This window comes from Pseudomonas costantinii (genome assembly GCF_001870435.1).
GTDB classification, from domain to species: Bacteria; Pseudomonadota; Gammaproteobacteria; order Pseudomonadales; family Pseudomonadaceae; genus Aquipseudomonas; species Aquipseudomonas costantinii.
The window spans coordinates 223,473-240,932 of record NZ_MDDR01000034.1 but is presented as its reverse complement, the minus strand read 5'-3'; the positions used below and the strand labels follow the sequence as shown (position 1 = coordinate 240,932).

The following is a 17,460-nucleotide window of genomic DNA, read 5'->3' as shown; positions in this document are numbered from 1 at the left end:
AAGCAACACCAGCAATCCACGAATTCTAAGCGGAGCAGTTATGGTTGATCGGCACGACTACGTGGCCCTGGAATGGGTCAAGGGCGACATTGCCGAAACCCTGAAACAGGCCCGTTCGGCGCTGGACACATTTGTCGAAACAGGCGACGGCGAGGCCATCGGCGAGTGCCTGGCCGGCGTCCACCAAGTGCATGGCGCGCTGTTGATGGTCGAGTTCTACGGTGCAGCCTTGCTGGCCGAAGAGCTCGAAGAGCTGGCCCTGGCGCTCCAGGCCGGGCGCGTCAGCCAGCGCGATGAAAGCATCCGCCTGTTGCAACAGGCCCTGGGCCAATTACCGCTGTACCTCGACCGCGTGCACAGCGCCCGTCGCGACTTGCCGCTGGTGGTGTTGCCGCTGCTCAACGACCTGCGCAGCGCGCGCGGCGAAAGCCTGCTGTCGGAGACCAGCCTGTTCAGCCCACAACTGCTGTTGATTGCGCCGCTGCCCGATGAGGTCTTGGCGCAACGTGCGCTGCCTGAGCTTCACGAACAATTGCGTCAATGGCATCAACTGCTGCAACAAGCCTTGGCCGGTCTGCTGCGTGAAGACCACGGCCCGAGCAACCTGGAAGACATGGCGCGGGTGTTCGCGCGCCTTGAAGCCTTGTGCCAAGGCGCGCCGCTGTTGCCGTTGTGGCAAGTCACCTCGGCGTTGGTCGAGGGCATGCTCACCGGCGTGATTGCCAACAGTCCGGCGCTGCGCAGCCTGCTCAAAGCCAGCGACAAGCAACTCAAGCGTTTGCTGGCCCAAGGCATCGGCGGCATCAACCAGCCTGCGCCGGATGAATTGCTCAAAAGCTTGTTGTTCTACGTCGCCAAAGTCACCCGGCCGACGCCGCGCATGCAAAGCCTCAAAGAACGTTACGGTCTCGATGAAGCCTTGCCCGACAGCGCCGTGGTCGATGCCGAACGCGCGCGCCTTGCAGGGCCGGATCGCAATGCGATGGGCTCGGTACTGGGTGCGTTATGCGAAGAGTTAGTGCGAGTAAAAGAGCGCCTTGATCTGTTCGTGCGCAGTGATCGACAGCACACCAACGATCTGGACGCCTTACTGGCCCCGCTGCGCCAGATCGCCGATACCCTGGCGGTGCTGGGTTTCGGCCAGCCGCGCAAGGTCATCATCGACCAGCTTGCCGTTGTGCTGAGCCTGGTCCAGGGGCAGCGCGACCCCAACGATGCTGTGCTGATGGACGTCGCCGGCGCCTTGCTTTACGTCGAGGCCACGCTGGCCGGGATGGTCGGTACCGTCGAGCCGGAAAGCCGCGAAGAAAGTCGCCTGCCCACCACCGACCTGACCCAGATTCACCAGCTGGTGATCCGCGAATCCTGCCAATGCCTGCGGCAAGCCAAAGAGCTGGTCATCGACTGCGTTGAAGCCGACTGGGACCGGCTGCGCCTCGAATCCCTGCCGGAGTTGCTGAGCCAGGTACGCGGCGCCCTGGCAATGATTCCCCTGCCACGGGCCGCCAGCCTGATGCGTGGCTGCACCGATTACGTCGACGACCAGTTGATGGCTAGCGCCGTCGCGCCGTCCGAGGCGCAGCTGGGCCATTTCGCTGATGTGATCAGCAGCCTGGAGTACTACCTGGAGCGCATGCTTCAGGACCCCGACGCAGCGGGTGAACGGGTGCTGGAATTAGCCACCCAAGGCTTGGCTGCACTCGGTTATCTGCCCGCCGAAAAACCTTGGCGCCAGGCGCTGGTTGCGCCGGATGGTGCCTTGTCGACCGAGATCACGCCGAGCCAATCCCAGTTCGACGCGTTGGCCAATCCCACGTCGCGCTTGAACCCTCCGGCCCTGCACCGTCCCGGCAGCCTGCTACCGCCACCGGTCGGTGAAGAACCCATCGACGATGAACTGCGCGAAGTCTTCCTCGAAGAAACCGACGAAGTGCTTGAAGTGCTGCACCGCAACTTGCCTAACAGCGCAGATAAAACCGCCCAGGGCGAAATGCGCCGCGCGTTCCACACCTTGAAAGGCAGTGGTCGTATGGTCCGCGCCTTGGTGCTGGCGGAGTTTGCGTGGGTCATCGAAAACCTGCTGAACCGTGTGCTGGAACGCAGCGTGGCCCTCGGCCCCGAGGTGCAGCAGGTACTGGATGACGCGGTGGCCCTGCTGCCGGAGTTGATTGCCGACTTTGCGATCGACGACCAACGCCAGCGCGATGAAGTCGACGCCCTGGCCGCCCGCGCCCACGCCTTGGCCAGTGAAACTCAAGCCCCGGACGCTGAGCCCCACGACCCGATGCTGCTGGAGATCTTCCGCAACGAAGCCCAGAGCCATCTGGACAGTATCAACCACTTCCTGCAACAGGCCGCCGAGCACGTGCCGCTGCAAGTCAGCGATGAACTGCAACGCGCTCTGCACACACTCAAGGGCAGCGCCTATATGGCCGGCGTGTTGCCCATCGCCGAACTGGCGCGCCCACTCGACCACCTGACCCGTGAATACAAGGCCCATCGCCTGCCGCTGGACTTGGACGAAGTGGAGTTGCTGCTGGAAGCTGAGGGATTGTTTCAGCATGGGCTGCGCGACTTGGACAGCGATCCCCTGGCGCCCATCAAAGGCGCTGCAGGCCTGATCAACCGCACCCAAAGCCTGCTCGATACCCAGCTTGCAGCGCTGCTCGACGCACCGAACACCGGCCTGCGCATCAAGCGCGACCCGCAGTTGATCGCCAACTTCCTGGCCCAGGGCATGGACATTCTGCTCGATGCCGAAAGCCTGCTGCGCCGCTGGCAACAGCACCCCGGCGAGCGTCAGGAACTGACCGCACTGCTGGACGAGTTGACCACGCTGGGAGAGGGCGCGCACGTCGCGGACCTGCACTCCATCGACGAACTGTGCGAAGCCTTGCTCGACCTGTATGGCGCCGTGGAAGAAAGTAGCCTGGCGGTCAGCGAGCGGTTTTTCCATGAGGCCGAACAGGCCCATGAAGCGCTGATCAACATGCTTGACCAACTGGCGGCAGGCCAGGAAATCAGCCCGGCACCCGCGCGTGTAAAAGCATTGCGCGAACTGCTGGATGAAGCCTTGGACCCCTCCGCTACCGGCCTGATAAAAAGCGACGGTAGTCGCGCCCTGAGCATCTCCGAGCTGAGTGCCGCCACGGCGAAGTTGGACCAGGACACGGCGATTGACGATGAGATCGTCGAGATATTCCTGGAAGAGGCCGTGGATATCCTCGACAGCGCCGGGCAGTCCCTCAAACGCTGGTTGTTGGACCCTGACAACGCGGCGCCGTTGTCTTCGTTACAGCGGGATCTGCACACCCTCAAGGGCGGCGCGCGCATGGCAGAAATTGGGCCGATTGGCGACCTGGCCCATGAACTGGAATGCCTTTACGAAGGCTTGGTAGACCGTCGATACAGCTACTCTCCCGAGCTGTCCCAAGTACTGATGGCCAGCCATGAGCGGCTGGCATTGCAGTTGGAGGAACTCCAACACCACCAGCCGCTGAGCGACAGCGCCGAACTGGTTACCAAGGTGCGTGCGTTGCGTCAGAGCAGCACACCGACGGCACCCACTGCGGCCCCACAAGCGCAGGGCCCCGACCCCGAATTGCTGGATATCTTCCTCGAAGAAGCCGCCGATATTCTCGACAGCTCAAGCAGTGCGCTACAGCGCTGGCAGGCCGAGCCGAACAATCGCCAGGAAGTGGAAACCCTGCTGCGCGACTTGCACACCCTCAAGGGTGGCGCGCGCATGGTCGAAATCGGGCCGATTGGCGATTTGGCCCATGAGCTGGAGTTTCTCTACGAAGGGCTGTCTGCCGGTTTGCTCGCGCCGTCCCCCGAACTGTTCGCGCTGCTGCAAGGCTGTCATGACCGCCTGGCGCAGATGGTCGATGCGGTGGCGGACGGCTTGCCGGTGGGCTCGGTAGAGAAGCTCATCGGGCGCATCAAAAGCCTGGTTCACCCCAGCGATGAGCCGGTAGTGCCGGTAGCGTTACCGGCAGGCAAGGTGGAAGCGGCGATCGATCCGGCTGCGGACATGGTGAAAATCTCCGCTGATTTGCTCGACGACTTGGTCAACCTGGCCGGTGAAACGTCGATCTTTCGAGGGCGAATCGAGCAGCAAGTCAACGACGCACGCATCGCCCTCAATGAAGTGGAAACCACCATCGAGCGCATGCGCGACCAACTGCGCCGTCTCGACACCGAAACCCAAGGCCGCATCCTCAGTCGCCAGCAGGCCGAGGCCGAGCGCCTGGGTTATGAAGAATTCGACCCGCTGGAGATGGACCGCCATTCACAGTTGCAGCAGCTGTCGCGCGCGCTGTCCGAATCGGCCTCTGACCTTTTGGACCTCAAGGAAACTCTCGACCGCCGCAATCAGGATGCGCATAACCTGTTGCAGCAACAGGCGCGCATCAACACGGAGTTGCAGGAAGGCCTGATGCGCACGCGCATGGTGCCTTTCGAGCGCATGCTGCCGCGCCTCAAGCGCATCGTGCGTCAGGTGGCGGAGGAGTTGGGCAAAGACGTGGAGTTCGTGGTCGGCAACGCCGAGGGCGAGATGGACCGTAACGTGCTGGAACGCATGGTGGCGCCACTCGAACATATGCTGCGCAATGCCGTCGACCATGGCCTGGAATCCCGCGATGCGCGGTTGTTGGCCGGCAAACCTACGAGGGGTCGCATCACCCTGGACCTGACCCACGAAGGCGGCGACATCGTTTTCGACATGCGCGACGACGGCGCCGGTGTGCCGTTGGAAGCGGTGCGACGCAAGGCGATCAAGCGCGGCTTGCTCGACCCCAATCAAGAGATCAGCGACCGCGACGTGTTGCAGTTCATCCTGCAGCCGGGGTTCTCCACGGCTGAAAAAATTACACAGATCTCCGGGCGCGGCGTCGGCATGGACGTGGTGCATGAAGAAGTGCGCCAACTCGGTGGTTCGATGTTCATTGATTCGACGCCGGGCGAGGGTGTGCACTTCCGTATTCGGCTGCCGTTCACTGTGTCGGTCAATCGGGCGCTGATGGTGCAGTGCGCGGACGACCAATACGCGATCCCGCTCAATACCATTGAAGGCTTGGTGCGTGTACTGCCCCATGAGCTGGCGGGTCACTATCAGCAAGACCCACCGCGTTATGAATATGCAGGCCAACGCTACGAGTTGTTTTACCTCGGCGACCTGCTGCACACCGTTGTGCGTCCGAAACTGCTGGGCCAGTACCAGCCGGTTCCGGTGCTGCTGGTGCAGTGTAATGAGCGGCGCGTGGCGGTGCATGTGGATGCCATGGCTGGTACACGGGAGATTGTGGTCAAGGGGCTGGGGCCGCAGTTTGCCGGAGTTCAGGGCTTGTCTGGCGCGACCATTCTCGGCGATGGCCGCGTGGTGCTGATCATCGACCTGCTGGCGCATATCCGCGCACGGCAACCGGCGTTGCCGGCCCAGACGGTCGACGCACCGCTGATCCTCAACGACCCGCTGAAAAAGCGCCCGTTGCTGGTGCTGGTGGTGGACGACTCGGTCACCGTGCGCAAAGTCACCAGCCGCCTGCTGGAGCGCAACGGCATGAACGTACTCACCGCCAAGGACGGTATCGACGCCATCGCCGTGCTCGAAGAACACACCCCGGACCTGATGTTGCTCGACATTGAAATGCCGCGCATGGACGGCTTTGAAGTGGCCATCCAGGTTCGCAATGACCCAAGGCTGATGCGCCTGCCGATCATCATGATCACCTCGCGCACCGGCCAGAAACACCGCGACCGCGCCATGGCCATCGGCGTCAACGACTACCTCGGCAAGCCGTATCAAGAGTCGGTGCTGCTGGAAAGCATCGCCTATTGGAGCAAGTCCCATGCTTGACCACCGCACCAGCCAACTCACCGGCCTGCTGTTGCCCTTGGCTGACCGACACCTGGTGCTGCCCAACGTCGCCATTGCCGAGCTGATCGACTTCCAGCGTGGAGAGCCCGCCAGCGATGCGCCGCCGTGGTATCTGCGGCAAGTGACCTGGCGTAATCGGCAAATTCCGTTGATCAGCTTTGAAGCGGTTTGCGGTGAGGCGAGTGTGACGGGGGAGCGTTCGCGGATCGTGGTGCTGAACACGCTGGGCGGGCGGCCGACGTTGAAGTTTATCGCGATGGTGATTCAGGGGATTCCACGGTCTTACAAACTCGATAGCCAGTTGAGCTATGTGGATGTTCCGTTGTGCCCGCTGGAGCTGGCGGCGGTGCAGGTGGGCGAGCATGTGGCGAAGGTCCCGGACTTGGTGGGGTTGGAAGCCCTGTTGGTCGAGTCCGGCTTGGCCTGATGATCGTTCCCACGCTCCGCGTGGGCATGCATCCAGTGACGCTCCGCGTCACCAGTGCGCAGGACTTAAGCTTCGCAGTGGCTGGCGGGACGCGGAGCGTGGGAATGATCAAGTGTCGGAAGAGGATGGAGTTGCTGTAGGTGAGTTCTGTATCTGGATTGGGTGGGATGTTCAGTCCTAAGTGGGGTGCTAGGTTCTGCGCTCCTCACTGCCAGCAAGGACTAGCAAATGGCCGTACCGTTAATGCCGCCCGGTGTTTCAATTCTCGAAAATATGGCGACAGCCAAGTGCAAGAGTATTCATCTCACGTCAGGCTCGGCATTCGCCTATTCCTGGTTCTACTCTCAGGTCAGGGCTGCCGGGCCATGGAATTACAAGACGCGGGGGCGTCAGTACGAGGCTTTTGGTAACTTCAATTACGGCGCTACGGGTACGGTGCTGGGTATTCCAGAACATCTGCTGTTACGTGCTGCAGGTGTCGCTCAAACGTTTGCAAAAACCACACGACCGGACTTCGGATCATGGTGGGGTGGTGATCCTTTCGGTGATGACCCGCGAGACCAATATTGGATAAGGAGAGGTATTGAGTATGCAATTTCTCAAGGCCATTAAGGCGCTCGTCCCCATCCTGCGAAATTGTCTGCTGGTGGTTTGCCTGATCTACATTGGGGGCAGTTGGATCATGTCATCCGGGACACCAGACCTGGACGAAGTGGTGTTGAAGCATTCCTTGGGGAACGGCACCTCGATTTATGGCGCGCGCGATAATCAGGGTGGTGCGACGGTGGGCTTTTCCTACCGTTACTACGTCCATAAGGACCTGGGGAGTGATGAGGCGATACTCACTGAGCTGGTGTCAGCACACCCTTTTCTGAAAACAAAAGAGCCCGGAGTACAAGTGACTGAGGACGACGGTGTTCTGCGTTTGACTATTCAGGGGGGAGTGTACGAGTACAGCAGTTATGCCCTCGAAGGTCTTGGGATTGTGAAGGTGGAAATGGCGTTGTGATGCTGATCGTTCCCACGCTCCGCGTGGGAATGCATCCAGTGACGCTCCGCGTCACCATCGCGCAGGGCTTTAGCCTTGCACTGGCTGGCGGGACGCGGAGCGTCCCAGGCGGCATTCCCACGCAGAGCGTGGGAACGATCAAAAAACCCAACCAAAACACTGAAACCTTGTCTTCGCTGAATGCCATGACCTGCAACCTTGCTTTCGACTTGGAATGCTCACAACGCTCGATGTTGTTGGCGATCCAGCAAATGGCAGAGTTGGGGCAGTTGCTGGTCGACAGAGCGCTGGAACAATTCAGCCCTTCGCCGGAATCTCAAATCGATCCCGAATAGGGACTCATCGTGCTGATCGTTCCCACGCTCCGCGTGGGCATGCATCCCGTGACGCTCCGCGTCACAACTGCGCAGGGCTTGAGCCTTGCACTGGCTGGCGGGACGCGGAGCGTCCCAGGCGGCATTCCCACGCAGAGCGTGGGAACGATCAAAATAGGGACTCATCGTTCCCTTTTTGGGACTCTTGCCAGCTCCCACATTAATCTCTATTTGGGCCCAATCCAGCATTCATTGACGGACTATTACTCCAGTCGTAACGATTCGCCACCATGCTTGATTGATACCCTCCCATTTCACTCCTAAGGTACAGCCCACGACAGCAAACCCCGTGGAGCGACCATGACAACAACAATCACCCCCGACTCGCGCTGGACGCGGCGGCGCGACGAGAAGCAGCGGCGGCTCGGGCTGGTCAGAGCGTTTGCCGACGGGGCGGTGTTGCCCAGTGACAAAATCGTCGAGGCGCTGGAAGCGCTGATCCTCCCCGGCGATCGGGTGGTGCTGGAAGGCAACAACCAGAAACAGGCGGATTTCCTCTCGCGTTCCCTGGCCAAGGCCGACCCGGCCAAGCTCCACGATTTGCACATGATCATGCCCAGTGTCGGCCGTTCCGAGCACCTGGACCTGTTTGAAAAAGGCATCGCCCGTAAGCTGGACTTCTCCTTCGCCGGCACCCAATCCCTGCGCATCAGCCAGTTGCTGGAAGACGGCCTGCTGGAAATCGGCGCGATCCACACTTACATCGAACTCTATGCGCGGCTGGTGGTGGACCTGATCCCCAACGTCGTGCTTTCGGCCGGTTTCATGGCCGACCGCGCCGGTAACATCTACACCGGCGCCAGTACCGAAGATACCCCGGCGCTGATCGAACCCGCCGCCTTCAGCGATGGCATCGTCATCGTGCAGGTTAACCAGTTGGTGGACGACGTCACTGACTTGCCTCGCGTCGACATCCCGGCGAGCTGGGTGGATTTTGTGGTGGTGGCCGACAAGCCGTTCTACATCGAGCCGCTGTTCACCCGCGACCCGCGCCATATCAAGCCGGTGCACGTGCTGATGGCGATGATGGCGATCCGAGGCATCTACGAAAAACACAATGTGCAGTCGCTGAACCACGGGATCGGCTTCAACACCGCTGCCATCGAATTGATCCTGCCCACCTACGGCGAATCCCTCGGCCTGAAAGGCAAGATCTGCCGCAACTGGACCCTCAACCCGCACCCAACCCTGATCCCTGCTATCGAAAGCGGCTGGGTGGAAAGTGTGCATTGCTTCGGCACCGAGCTGGGCATGGAAAACTACATTGCCGCACGCCCGGACGTGTTCTTCACTGGCCGCGACGGTTCGATGCGTTCCAATCGGATGTTCTGCCAACTGGCCGGCCAATATGCGGTGGACCTGTTTATCGGTGCCACGCTGCAAGTCGATGGTGATGGCCATTCTTCCACCGTGACCCGTGGCCGCCTCGCCGGTTTTGGTGGCGCGCCGAACATGGGCCATGACCCACGCGGTCGTCGCCACGGCACCCCAGCGTGGCTGGATATGCGCCACGGCGATGCGCCGGAAGCCTTGTTGGAGCGCGGCAAAAAGCTCGTGGTGCAAATGGTCGAAACCTTCCAGGAAGGCGGCAAGCCCACGTTCGTCGAAACCCTCGACGCGGTGGAAGTCGCGCGCAAAAGCGGCATGCCGCTGGCGCCGATCATGATCTACGGCGACGACGTCACGCACCTGCTCACTGAAGAAGGCATTGCCTACCTGTACAAGGCGCGCTCCCTGGAAGAGCGACAGGCGATGATCGCCGCCGTCGCCGGGGTGACCGCCATCGGCATGCGCCACAACCCCAAGGACACCGCGCGCATGCGCCGTGAAGGCCTGATTGCCTTGCCCGAAGACCTTGGTATCCGCCGCACCGACGCCACCCGTGAACTGTTGGCCGCCAAAAGCGTGGCCGACTTGGTGGAGTGGTCCGGTGGCTTGTACAACCCGCCCGCCAAGTTCAGGAGCTGGTAAATGCGCGCCCTTAAATTGCATGAACTCAGCCTCGCCGATCGCTTGGCGGACATGGCCGTCGACGCGCTGATCGACGAAGCCGACCTGTCGCCCAAACCCGCCTTGGTGGACCGTCGTGGCAACGGCGCCCATAGCGATTTGCACCTGGGCCTGATGCACGCGTCGGCGTTGTCGCTGTGGCCGATGTTCAAGGAAATGGCCGAAGCAGCTATCGAGCTCGGTGAAGTCGGTTTGCCGCTGCGCGAAGCCCTCGGACGAATCGGTCGTGAAGGTGAGCAAGCGATGCTCACCACCACCAACGGCGTGAACACCCATCGCGGCGCAATTTGGGCACTCGGTTTGCTGACGGCAGCAACGGCACTGGAACCACACGCCATCCATGCCAGCGCCGTCTCCCTAAGAGCTGCAAAACTGGCCCTGCTAAACGACCGCTACGCCCCGCAACCGATGAGCCACGGTGCTCAGGTTGCCCAACGCTACGGCGCACGCGGTGCCCGTGAAGAAGCTCAGTTGGGCTTCCCCTCGGTGCTGCAACGCGGCCTGCCGCAACTGCACAAAAGCCGCCAGCAAAACGCCGGTGAGCAAAACGCGCGCCTGGATGCCTTGCTCGCGATCATGACGGACCTCGCCGACACCTGTGTGCTTTACCGCTCAGGCGTAGAAGGCCTGCGCACCATGCAGCTCGGCGCACAATCGGTGCTGGACGCGGGTGGCAGCGCAACCCTTGCCGGTCGCCGCCAATTGCACGAACTCGACCAACAACTGCTGGCCCTGAATGCCTCCCCCGGCGGCGCCGCCGACCTGTTGGCCGCCTGCCTGTTTATCGACCGCCTCGACGGAGCGTTTTGATGGAAACCTTATCCTTTGAATTCCCCGCCGGGCAGCCGCCGAAGGGCCGTGCGCTGGTGGGTTGTGTCGGCTCGGGCGACCTGGAGGTGCTACTGGAACCGGGCACCGCTGGCACGCTGACCATCCAGGTGCAGACCTCGGTGAATGGTGCCGAGCAACGTTGGCAGCACCTGTTCGAACGCATCTTCCTGGAGCAGACGCCACCGGCGTTGAAGATTGATATCCACGATTTCGGTGCCACGCCCGGCGTGGTGCGTTTGCGTCTGGAGCAGGGTTTCGAGGAGATCGGCCATGACTGACTTGCTCGCTAAACACAGCTTCGTTGAACTGGGCGCTCGGCAGCGGGCCAAGGCTTTGCTGGATGCGGGTTCTTATCGCGAATTGATCGACCCGTTTCAACGCGTGATGTCGCCCTGGCTCAGCCGCCAAGGCGTGGTGCCTCAGGCGGATGACGGGGTGGTAATCGCCAAGGGCAGCATCGACGGTTTGCCGGTGGTGATCGCTGCAATTGAAGGCAATTTTCAAGGTGGCAGTCTTGGTGAAGTGGGCGGCGCAAAAATCGCGGGCGCCCTTGAGCTGGCGGCGGAAGATAACCGCAACGGCATCCCCACCCGCGCCGTGTTGCTGTTGGAAACCGGTGGCGTGCGCTTGCAGGAGGCCAACCTCGGCCTGGCGGCCATTGCCGATATCCACGCGGCGATTGTCGACCTGCGCCAATACCAACCGGTGATCGGCGTGGTGGCGGGCAGCGTCGGTTGTTTTGGCGGCATGTCCATCGCTGCGGGTCTTTGCAGCTACCTGGTGGTGACCCGTGAAGCGCGCGTGGGCCTCAATGGTCCGCAAGTGATCGAACAGGAGGCGGGCCTTGAAGAGTACGACTCCCGCGATCGGCCATTTATCTGGAGCCTCACCGGTGGTGAGCAACGTTTCAACAGCGGCTTGGCTGACCGGTATGTAGCGGACGATGTGGCGCAGATTCAACAGACGGTCACCGCGCTGCTGCAACAAGGCTTGCCCGCGCAACAACGCAGCCGTCAGGCCGAGTTCTACCTGGCGCGGCTGGCCGAACTGGACGCCGCACCGCAAATCGATCCGGCGACGGTCCGCAACCTGTATCAAGGAGAACGCTCATGAGAGGGTTGCAGTGGTTCAACGCATTGAGCGCAGGCGCAACGCCCGTTGAGGGGTTACCGGATTCGCTGAAAGTGGCCGACGGCGCACTGGACCAGCAAAGCGTGCGCTTTATCGCTGTCGTCACCGATCCACAAAACCGCTTCCCCCGCGCCCGTAATGGCGAGGTTGGTTTGCTCGAGGGGTGGGGCCTGGCCAAAGCCGTGGACGAAGCTATCGCCCTGGGTGACAAGCGTCCCATCATCGCCATCGTCGACGTACCTAGCCAAGCCTATGGCCGTCGCGAAGAAGCCCTCGGCATCCATCAAGCCCTGGCCGCCGCCGCCGACAGTTACGCCCGCGCTCGCCTTGCCGGACACCCGGTGATTGCGCTGCTGGTGGGCAAGGCGATGTCCGGTGCGTTCCTCGCCCACGGCTACCAGGCCAACCGCCTGATCGCTTTGCGCGACCCCGGTGTGATGGTGCATGCCATGGGCAAGGCCTCGGCCGCGCGAGTGACTTTGCGCAGCATCGAAGAGCTGGAAGCCCTGGCCGCCAGTGTGCCGCCCATGGCGTATGACATCGACAGTTATGCCAGCCTCGGTTTGCTCTGGGAGACGTTGACGGTCAGCCAGATTGAACAGCCCACGCAGGACGATGTGGCGCGGGTCAGCGATTGCCTGGTGCAAGCGATTCAGGATGTTGAAGCGAGCGGGCCTGATTTGAGCAGTCGCCTGGGCGCCACCAACCGTGCCGCCTCTAGCCATGTCCGCCAGCTACTGCGGGAGCAATGGTGAACGCCCACGATTTGCTCTGGGGCATGGCCCCGGCGCATCTGCCCGCCGATGCTCCGGCTTGGGCGATCGAGGCCATCCGCGCCGGTCATCCGGTGGTGGTGCGCCGCGCCATCGCCGAGCCGGGCTTTGTGGCGGTCGGCGTGCGTGGGCACTTGCGTGAGCAGCGTTTTGCGGCAGTGATGCCTGCAACGGCGATTCAGCGGCGAGTGGCACCGGAAGCCTTGCGCGACGCTGTCTCTCCACGGGATCTGCCTGCATTGCAAGCGCTTGCTCAACTGCGACCGGTGCTGGCGCAGGAGACTTGGGGCGTCACGGGCAGCGCAGGTTTTGAGTTGGCCACAGGTATTGAAGCGCTGCATGCCAAGAGTGATCTGGATTTGATTCTGCGCACGCCTGAAACGCTGAGTCGAGGTGATGCAAAGGATCTGTTGGCAATCCTGGACACAGCGCCGTGCGCCGTGGACCTGCAACTACAAACCCCGTTTGGCGCCGTCGCCTTGCGCGAATGGGCTGGGGGATCACGCCGGGTACTGCTGAAAACCGCCAGCGGCGCACATTTGGTACTCGACCCCTGGCAGGCCGTGGCATGAGCAGCCTTTTGGTGTTTCCGGGGCAAGGCGCCCAGCGGCCGGGCATGCTCCAGTCGTTGCCCGCCGATGTGTTGGATGAGGCCAGTAATGCCTTGGGCGAAGATGTTCGCCAACTCGATTCCGCGAAAGCCCTTGAGTCGACGCGTGCCGTTCAGCTTTGCCTGTTGATCGCCGGTGTGGCTAACGCCCGCCTGCTGCAACACACCCCGGATTTCGTCGCGGGGTTGTCCATTGGTGCCTATCCGGCCGCGGTGATCGCGGGCGCTCTGGATTTTGCAGACGCCGTGAAACTGGTCAGCTTGCGCGGCGAACTGATGCAAAGCGCTTATCCACACGGCTACGGAATGACCGCGATCATCGGCCCTGAGTTATCCACAGTCGAACAGTTGCTGGCCGAAGTCCACAGCCCACAAACGCCGGTTTATCTGGCCAATATCAACGCCGACAACCAAACCGTGATCGCCGGCAGCGACGACGCCATGAAGCGTGTTGCCCAGCGCATCAAAGGCAACGGCGTCGCCAAGCGCCTGGCCGTGAGCGTGCCGTCCCACTGCGCATTGCTGGAGCAACCCGCCCAGGCATTGGCGCAAGCCTTTGTCACGCTCAAGACGCCGCGTATCACCTACCTGAGCAGCACCCGCGCACGTCCAATCCACAACCCAGACCAGTTGCGCGACGACCTGGCCTTCAATATGTGCCGCGTCGTCGACTGGCGCGGCACCGTGCAAAGCGCCTACGAGCGTGGCGTGCGCCTGCAAATCGAACTGCCTCCGGGTGCCGTGCTCACCGGCTTGTCACGCCGCGTGTTTGAACAAGGCACGGTGATCGCCTGCGAAGGCGCACGCCTGGACACCTTGCAGGCCCTGCTGCAAGAGGAGGCGCGCCGCCACCGATAAAGCACCACCCAAGGCTTTCGAAGCACAAAAACAACAATTTCGATCGAGCACTTTGAGGACAACAACAATGATTATCTACGGTGTGGCATTGCTGGCGATCTGCATGCTGGCGGGCGTGATCCTGGGCGACATGCTCGGCGTGTTGCTCGGCGTTAAATCCAATGTGGGCGGGGTAGGGATCGCGATGATCCTGCTGATCTGCGCCCGCCTGTGGATGCAAAAGCGCGGTGGCATGACCAAGGACTGCGAGATGGGCGTCGGCTTCTGGGGCGCCATGTACATCCCCGTGGTGGTGGCGATGGCTGCGCAACAGAACGTGGTTACCGCCTTGCACGGTGGCCCGGTGGCGGTGTTGGCGGCGATTGGTTCGGTGGTGGTCTGTGGTTGCACCATCGCGCTGATCAGCCGTACTCACAAAGGCGAACCGTTGCCTGCTGAAGAGCCGCAGATCACGCCGACTCCTGTCGTGGGAGGCCGCTGATATGTGGGCACTCATCGAAAAAGGGTTGGAGAATAACGGCCTGGTCACCGCCTTTGCCTTCGTCGGCGTGGTGATGTGGATCTCTGTGGTGCTGTCCAAGCGCCTGACGTTTGGGCGCATTCATGGCTCGGCGATTGCCATCGTCATCGGGCTGGTGCTGGCCTGGGTTGGCGGCACGCTTACCGGCGGGCAAAAAGGCCTGGCCGATATGGCGCTGTTCTCCGGTATCGGCCTGATGGGCGGTGCGATGCTGCGTGATTTCGCCATCGTCGCCACGGCGTTCGAAGTGCAAGCCACCGAAGCGCGCAAAGCCGGGTTGATCGGTGTGATTGCGCTGCTGCTGGGCACAGTGCTGCCGTTTATCGTCGGCGCGAGCATGGCCTGGGCCTTTGGTTATCGCGATGCGATCAGCATGACCACTATCGGCGCGGGCGCCGTGACCTACATCGTCGGCCCGGTGACCGGTGCGGCGATTGGCGCGACCTCGGATGTGATGGCGCTGTCGATTGCCACCGGGTTGATCAAGGCGATCCTGGTGATGGTCGGTACGCCGGTGGCGGCGCGTTGGATGGGCCTGGATAACCCGCGCTCGGCGATGGTGTTTGGTGGGTTGGCCGGCACCGTCAGCGGCGTAACCGCAGGCCTGGCCGCCACGGATCGTCGGTTGGTGCCGTATGGCGCGCTGACGGCGACGTTCCACACTGGGCTTGGGTGTTTGTTGGGGCCTTCGGTGTTGTACTTCATCGTGCGTGGTTTAGTCGGTTAATTACTCCCGTAGCAGCTGTCGAGCCTTGGCGAGGCTGCGTAGGGCTCGACTCGGTCCAGCGCCTGGCTCGACTCGGCGGTGCTGCTGACGCAGCCTCGCCAAGGCTCGACAGCTGCTACGGGGCAATTTGCCGATTGGCATACATCCGACACTCCGCCAACAACGCCAGCAAGTTCGGGTCACGTTCCTTGGCCTTCAAAAACACCACCCCAATATGCTGTTGCAACCGATACCTCGGTTGCAGCGGTATCAGCTTCACCCGGTTCTCATACACCGCCGCAATCCGCCCCGGCAGCAGCGCATAACCCACCCCCGAGCTGACCATGCTCAACAGGGTAAAGATGTCGTTCACCTGCATCGCTACCTTCGGTTCGAACCCCGCCTGCTTGAACACGCGGTTGCCATCCTGGTGCGTGGCGAAGCCTTGGGTGAGGGTGATGAAGGTGGCATCGCGCACGTCGGCGAGGTCGATTTCCTGTTCGCGGTCGAAGGGTGAGTCGGCCGGGGTGGCGAGGAAGATGTCGTCGGTAAACAGCGCGATCTGCTCGCAATCGGGGTCGTTGGCGCGCTCGTCGAGGGAGATGAGGATCGCGTCGACTTCCATGTTCTTGAGCTTGTAGAGCAGGTCGAAGTTGGAGCCCAGGATCAGGTCGATATTGAGTTCGCTACGGCGGATTTTCAGGCCCATGATCAGTTGCGGCACGGTCTTGACCGTCAACGAATACAACGAGCCCAACTTGAAACGCTCGGCGGAGAAACCGGCGGCTTCGCGGGTCAGGCGCACGCTGTCGACCACATCCGCCACCAGTTTCTGTGCCCGCTCTTCGAGGACATAGGCGCTTTCCAGCGGCGTGAGGTTGCGGCCTTCGTGTTTGAACAGTGGGCAACGCAGGGCGTTTTCCAGGGAGTGGATGGCGCGGTGCACGCTGACATTGCTGGTTTGCAGCTCGGCGGCGGCGCGGGCCAGGTTGCCGGTACGCATGAACGCCAGGAAGATTTCCAGCTTCTTGAGGGTGAATTCTTCGTCGATCAGCATGGTCGCGGCTCTTATTCGAATGCTGTCGATTGTGCCCCTAAAACCAGCCCGCTCCCAGCCAAGAACTGCACAGGCCCAGCAGCACGCCGAGGATGATCAACCAGATCGCGTTCAAGCGCGTGTAATACACCACGGCGGCGCTGGCCAGGGTCAGTACCAGGCTGGTTGCGTTGTTTTCCAGGCTGTTCAACAAGATGTAGGTCGAGGCAAGGATCAGGCCGATGGAGATGGGCAACAGACTGCGTTTGACGCGCTGCACCCACGGCGTCTGGGTGTGGCGCTCCAACCAGCCTGCGCCGAAATAGGTCAGCACCGAACAGGGCAGCAGTTTGGCGGTCAATGCCACCAGCGCGCCGGGCAGGCCCGCCGCCTGTTGGCCGATAAACACCAGAAACATGCCATTGGGGCCCGGAAGGGCCTGGGACAGGGCGAAGAAGGCGACGAATTGAGCGTCGGTGATCCAACGCATATCGACGACGGTGTAGCGGTGGATGTCACCGATGGCCACGGTGTTGCCGCCAATCGCCATCAGCGACCACAGCGCGCATTGGATCATCAGGTGAAGGAGGACGGTTTGCATCAGCCGGCCACCTCTTTTGAGCCCATAAAGCTCAAGGCCAGGGAGCTGGGGATGCTGATCAGCAGCACCATCCACAGCGGCAGCACGAAGACCGCCATCAACACAAAGGTCAACACGAAAGCACTGTAGTTGGCGATCGTCCTGGGCATGGCCTTGAGCAGGCGCAACGTCGTCCCGAGCATCAAGCCGGTGGCAATCGGCATCACCGCGCCGAAGATCTGCTGCACCACGTCGTGGCTCCACCACTTGGCATAGGCGAACCCGGCGAGCACGGTGATCAGCGAGGGGAACAGGTACAGCCCGAAGACGGTCACAACTGCACCCGGCAAGCCGTGCAGGCGTCGGCCGTAGATGATGCCGACGTTGGCGATATTGGGGCCGGGGAAGAACTGGCCGGTGGTGAGCAATTCGTTGAAGCCTTGCTCGCTGACCCACCGCCTGCGGTCGACCATCATCTGCCGTGCCCAGGGCATCACGCCGCCAAAGCCGAGCAGGCCGACCATGGCAAAGTTGTAAAACAACTGCCATAGGCTGGGGTGCGGCGGTGTGGGTTCGAGCTCGGGCATGGGGGCTTTCCGGGACAACGGCGATGCTGGCAATCATCGTTTGCGCAGTGCCTTTGGGCAAATGAAGAAAAGCGTGTTACCTGCTCAAGCGTGACTGGCGTCAGAATGCACGTGGCAAACCATGTGG

The 17,460-nt window shown here is 61.8% G+C and carries 17 protein-coding genes; 14 read left to right on the top strand and 3 right to left on the bottom strand.

Features of this window, described 5'->3' with window-relative positions:
• Positions 1-40: 40 nt before the first annotated feature.
• From BFL40_RS16510 to madM, 14 genes are all read left to right on the top strand, one after another.
• Positions 41-5,860: an Hpt domain-containing protein gene (locus BFL40_RS16510; protein WP_071484998.1), complete on the top strand. Its 5,820-nt coding sequence runs from the start codon at positions 41-43 to the stop codon at positions 5,858-5,860.
• Positions 5,853-6,308, top strand: a complete 456-nt coding sequence (locus BFL40_RS16505; protein WP_071484997.1) for a chemotaxis protein CheW — start codon at positions 5,853-5,855, stop codon at positions 6,306-6,308. The genes BFL40_RS16510 and BFL40_RS16505 overlap by 8 nt, the downstream gene beginning before the upstream one ends.
• Positions 6,309-6,536: 228 nt before the next feature.
• Complete coding sequence (locus BFL40_RS33070) at positions 6,537-6,920, top strand: polymorphic toxin type 44 domain-containing protein (protein ID WP_083374569.1); 384 nt, start codon at positions 6,537-6,539, stop codon at positions 6,918-6,920.
• Positions 6,898-7,317, top strand: coding sequence for a hypothetical protein (locus tag BFL40_RS16500; protein ID WP_071484996.1), 420 nt, complete (start codon positions 6,898-6,900; stop codon positions 7,315-7,317). The genes BFL40_RS33070 and BFL40_RS16500 overlap by 23 nt, the downstream gene beginning before the upstream one ends.
• A gap of 113 nt (positions 7,318-7,430) precedes the next feature.
• Positions 7,431-7,652 (top strand): DUF6124 family protein, encoded by a 222-nt coding sequence (locus BFL40_RS16495; RefSeq protein WP_071485348.1) that lies wholly within the window; start codon positions 7,431-7,433, stop codon positions 7,650-7,652.
• Positions 7,653-7,991: 339 nt separating this feature from the next.
• Complete coding sequence (gene mdcA, locus BFL40_RS16490; protein ID WP_071484995.1) at positions 7,992-9,662, top strand: malonate decarboxylase subunit alpha; 1,671 nt, start codon at positions 7,992-7,994, stop codon at positions 9,660-9,662.
• Complete coding sequence (locus BFL40_RS16485) at positions 9,663-10,511, top strand: triphosphoribosyl-dephospho-CoA synthase (RefSeq protein WP_071484994.1); 849 nt, start codon at positions 9,663-9,665, stop codon at positions 10,509-10,511.
• A complete protein-coding gene (locus BFL40_RS16480; RefSeq protein WP_071484993.1) occupies positions 10,511-10,810 on the top strand; it encodes a malonate decarboxylase subunit delta in 300 nt (99 codons plus the stop codon). Before BFL40_RS16485 ends, BFL40_RS16480 begins: the two co-directional genes overlap by 1 nt.
• The gene (locus BFL40_RS16475) at positions 10,803-11,645 is read left to right on the top strand and encodes a biotin-independent malonate decarboxylase subunit beta (protein ID WP_071484992.1); all 843 of its coding nucleotides are present in this window, start codon (positions 10,803-10,805) and stop codon (positions 11,643-11,645) included. Before BFL40_RS16480 ends, BFL40_RS16475 begins: the two co-directional genes overlap by 8 nt.
• Positions 11,642-12,418, top strand: coding sequence for a biotin-independent malonate decarboxylase subunit gamma (mdcE, locus tag BFL40_RS16470; RefSeq protein WP_071484991.1), 777 nt, complete (start codon positions 11,642-11,644; stop codon positions 12,416-12,418). Before BFL40_RS16475 ends, mdcE begins: the two co-directional genes overlap by 4 nt.
• Complete coding sequence (locus BFL40_RS16465) at positions 12,412-13,008, top strand: malonate decarboxylase holo-ACP synthase (RefSeq protein ID WP_071484990.1); 597 nt, start codon at positions 12,412-12,414, stop codon at positions 13,006-13,008. The genes mdcE and BFL40_RS16465 overlap by 7 nt, the downstream gene beginning before the upstream one ends.
• Positions 13,005-13,904 (top strand): malonate decarboxylase subunit epsilon, encoded by a 900-nt coding sequence (gene mdcH / locus BFL40_RS16460; RefSeq protein ID WP_071484989.1) that lies wholly within the window; start codon positions 13,005-13,007, stop codon positions 13,902-13,904. Before BFL40_RS16465 ends, mdcH begins: the two co-directional genes overlap by 4 nt.
• 67 nt (positions 13,905-13,971) lie before the next feature.
• Positions 13,972-14,385, top strand: a complete 414-nt coding sequence (gene madL, locus BFL40_RS16455) for a malonate transporter subunit MadL (protein WP_071484988.1) — start codon at positions 13,972-13,974, stop codon at positions 14,383-14,385.
• A 1-nt stretch (position 14,386) separates the two neighbouring features.
• Positions 14,387-15,151, top strand: a complete 765-nt coding sequence (gene madM / locus BFL40_RS16450) for a malonate transporter subunit MadM (protein ID WP_071484987.1) — start codon at positions 14,387-14,389, stop codon at positions 15,149-15,151.
• Between the two features lie 115 nt (positions 15,152-15,266).
• Here the strand turns inward: madM and BFL40_RS16445 are convergent, their stop codons facing one another.
• The 3 genes from BFL40_RS16445 to BFL40_RS16435 are packed head-to-tail and all read right to left on the bottom strand — an operon-like array spanning position 15,267 to position 17,333.
• Positions 15,267-16,187, bottom strand: a complete 921-nt coding sequence (locus BFL40_RS16445) for a LysR family transcriptional regulator (RefSeq protein ID WP_071484986.1) — start codon at positions 16,185-16,187, stop codon at positions 15,267-15,269.
• A 37-nt stretch (positions 16,188-16,224) separates the two neighbouring features.
• Positions 16,225-16,767, bottom strand: coding sequence for a chromate transporter (locus BFL40_RS16440; protein ID WP_071484985.1), 543 nt, complete (start codon positions 16,765-16,767; stop codon positions 16,225-16,227).
• Entirely contained in the window at positions 16,767-17,333 is a 567-nt protein-coding gene (locus BFL40_RS16435; RefSeq protein WP_071484984.1) for a chromate transporter, read from the bottom strand. Before BFL40_RS16435 ends, BFL40_RS16440 begins: the two co-directional genes overlap by 1 nt.
• Positions 17,334-17,460 lie beyond the last annotated feature (127 nt).

Bases quoted from the DNA above. Each gene is read 5' to 3' on its own strand.
- BFL40_RS16510 (WP_071484998.1), top strand. From the start codon at position 41: ATGGTTGATCGGCACGACTACGTGGCCCTGGAATGGGTCAAGGGCGAC.
- BFL40_RS16505 (WP_071484997.1), top strand. From the start codon at position 5,853: ATGCTTGACCACCGCACCAGCCAACTCACCGGCCTGCTGTTGCCCTTG.
- BFL40_RS33070 (WP_083374569.1), top strand. From the start codon at position 6,537: ATGGCCGTACCGTTAATGCCGCCCGGTGTTTCAATTCTCGAAAATATG.
- BFL40_RS16500 (WP_071484996.1), top strand. From the start codon at position 6,898: ATGCAATTTCTCAAGGCCATTAAGGCGCTCGTCCCCATCCTGCGAAAT.
- mdcA (WP_071484995.1), top strand. From the start codon at position 7,992: ATGACAACAACAATCACCCCCGACTCGCGCTGGACGCGGCGGCGCGAC.
- BFL40_RS16485 (WP_071484994.1), top strand. From the start codon at position 9,663: ATGCGCGCCCTTAAATTGCATGAACTCAGCCTCGCCGATCGCTTGGCG.
- BFL40_RS16480 (WP_071484993.1), top strand. From the start codon at position 10,511: ATGGAAACCTTATCCTTTGAATTCCCCGCCGGGCAGCCGCCGAAGGGC.
- BFL40_RS16475 (WP_071484992.1), top strand. From the start codon at position 10,803: ATGACTGACTTGCTCGCTAAACACAGCTTCGTTGAACTGGGCGCTCGG.
- mdcE (WP_071484991.1), top strand. From the start codon at position 11,642: ATGAGAGGGTTGCAGTGGTTCAACGCATTGAGCGCAGGCGCAACGCCC.
- BFL40_RS16465 (WP_071484990.1), top strand. From the start codon at position 12,412: ATGGTGAACGCCCACGATTTGCTCTGGGGCATGGCCCCGGCGCATCTG.
- mdcH (WP_071484989.1), top strand. From the start codon at position 13,005: ATGAGCAGCCTTTTGGTGTTTCCGGGGCAAGGCGCCCAGCGGCCGGGC.
- madL (WP_071484988.1), top strand. From the start codon at position 13,972: ATGATTATCTACGGTGTGGCATTGCTGGCGATCTGCATGCTGGCGGGC.
- madM (WP_071484987.1), top strand. From the start codon at position 14,387: ATGTGGGCACTCATCGAAAAAGGGTTGGAGAATAACGGCCTGGTCACC.
- BFL40_RS16445 (WP_071484986.1), bottom strand. From the start codon at position 16,187: ATGCTGATCGACGAAGAATTCACCCTCAAGAAGCTGGAAATCTTCCTG.
- BFL40_RS16440 (WP_071484985.1), bottom strand. From the start codon at position 16,767: ATGCAAACCGTCCTCCTTCACCTGATGATCCAATGCGCGCTGTGGTCG.
- BFL40_RS16435 (WP_071484984.1), bottom strand. From the start codon at position 17,333: ATGCCCGAGCTCGAACCCACACCGCCGCACCCCAGCCTATGGCAGTTG.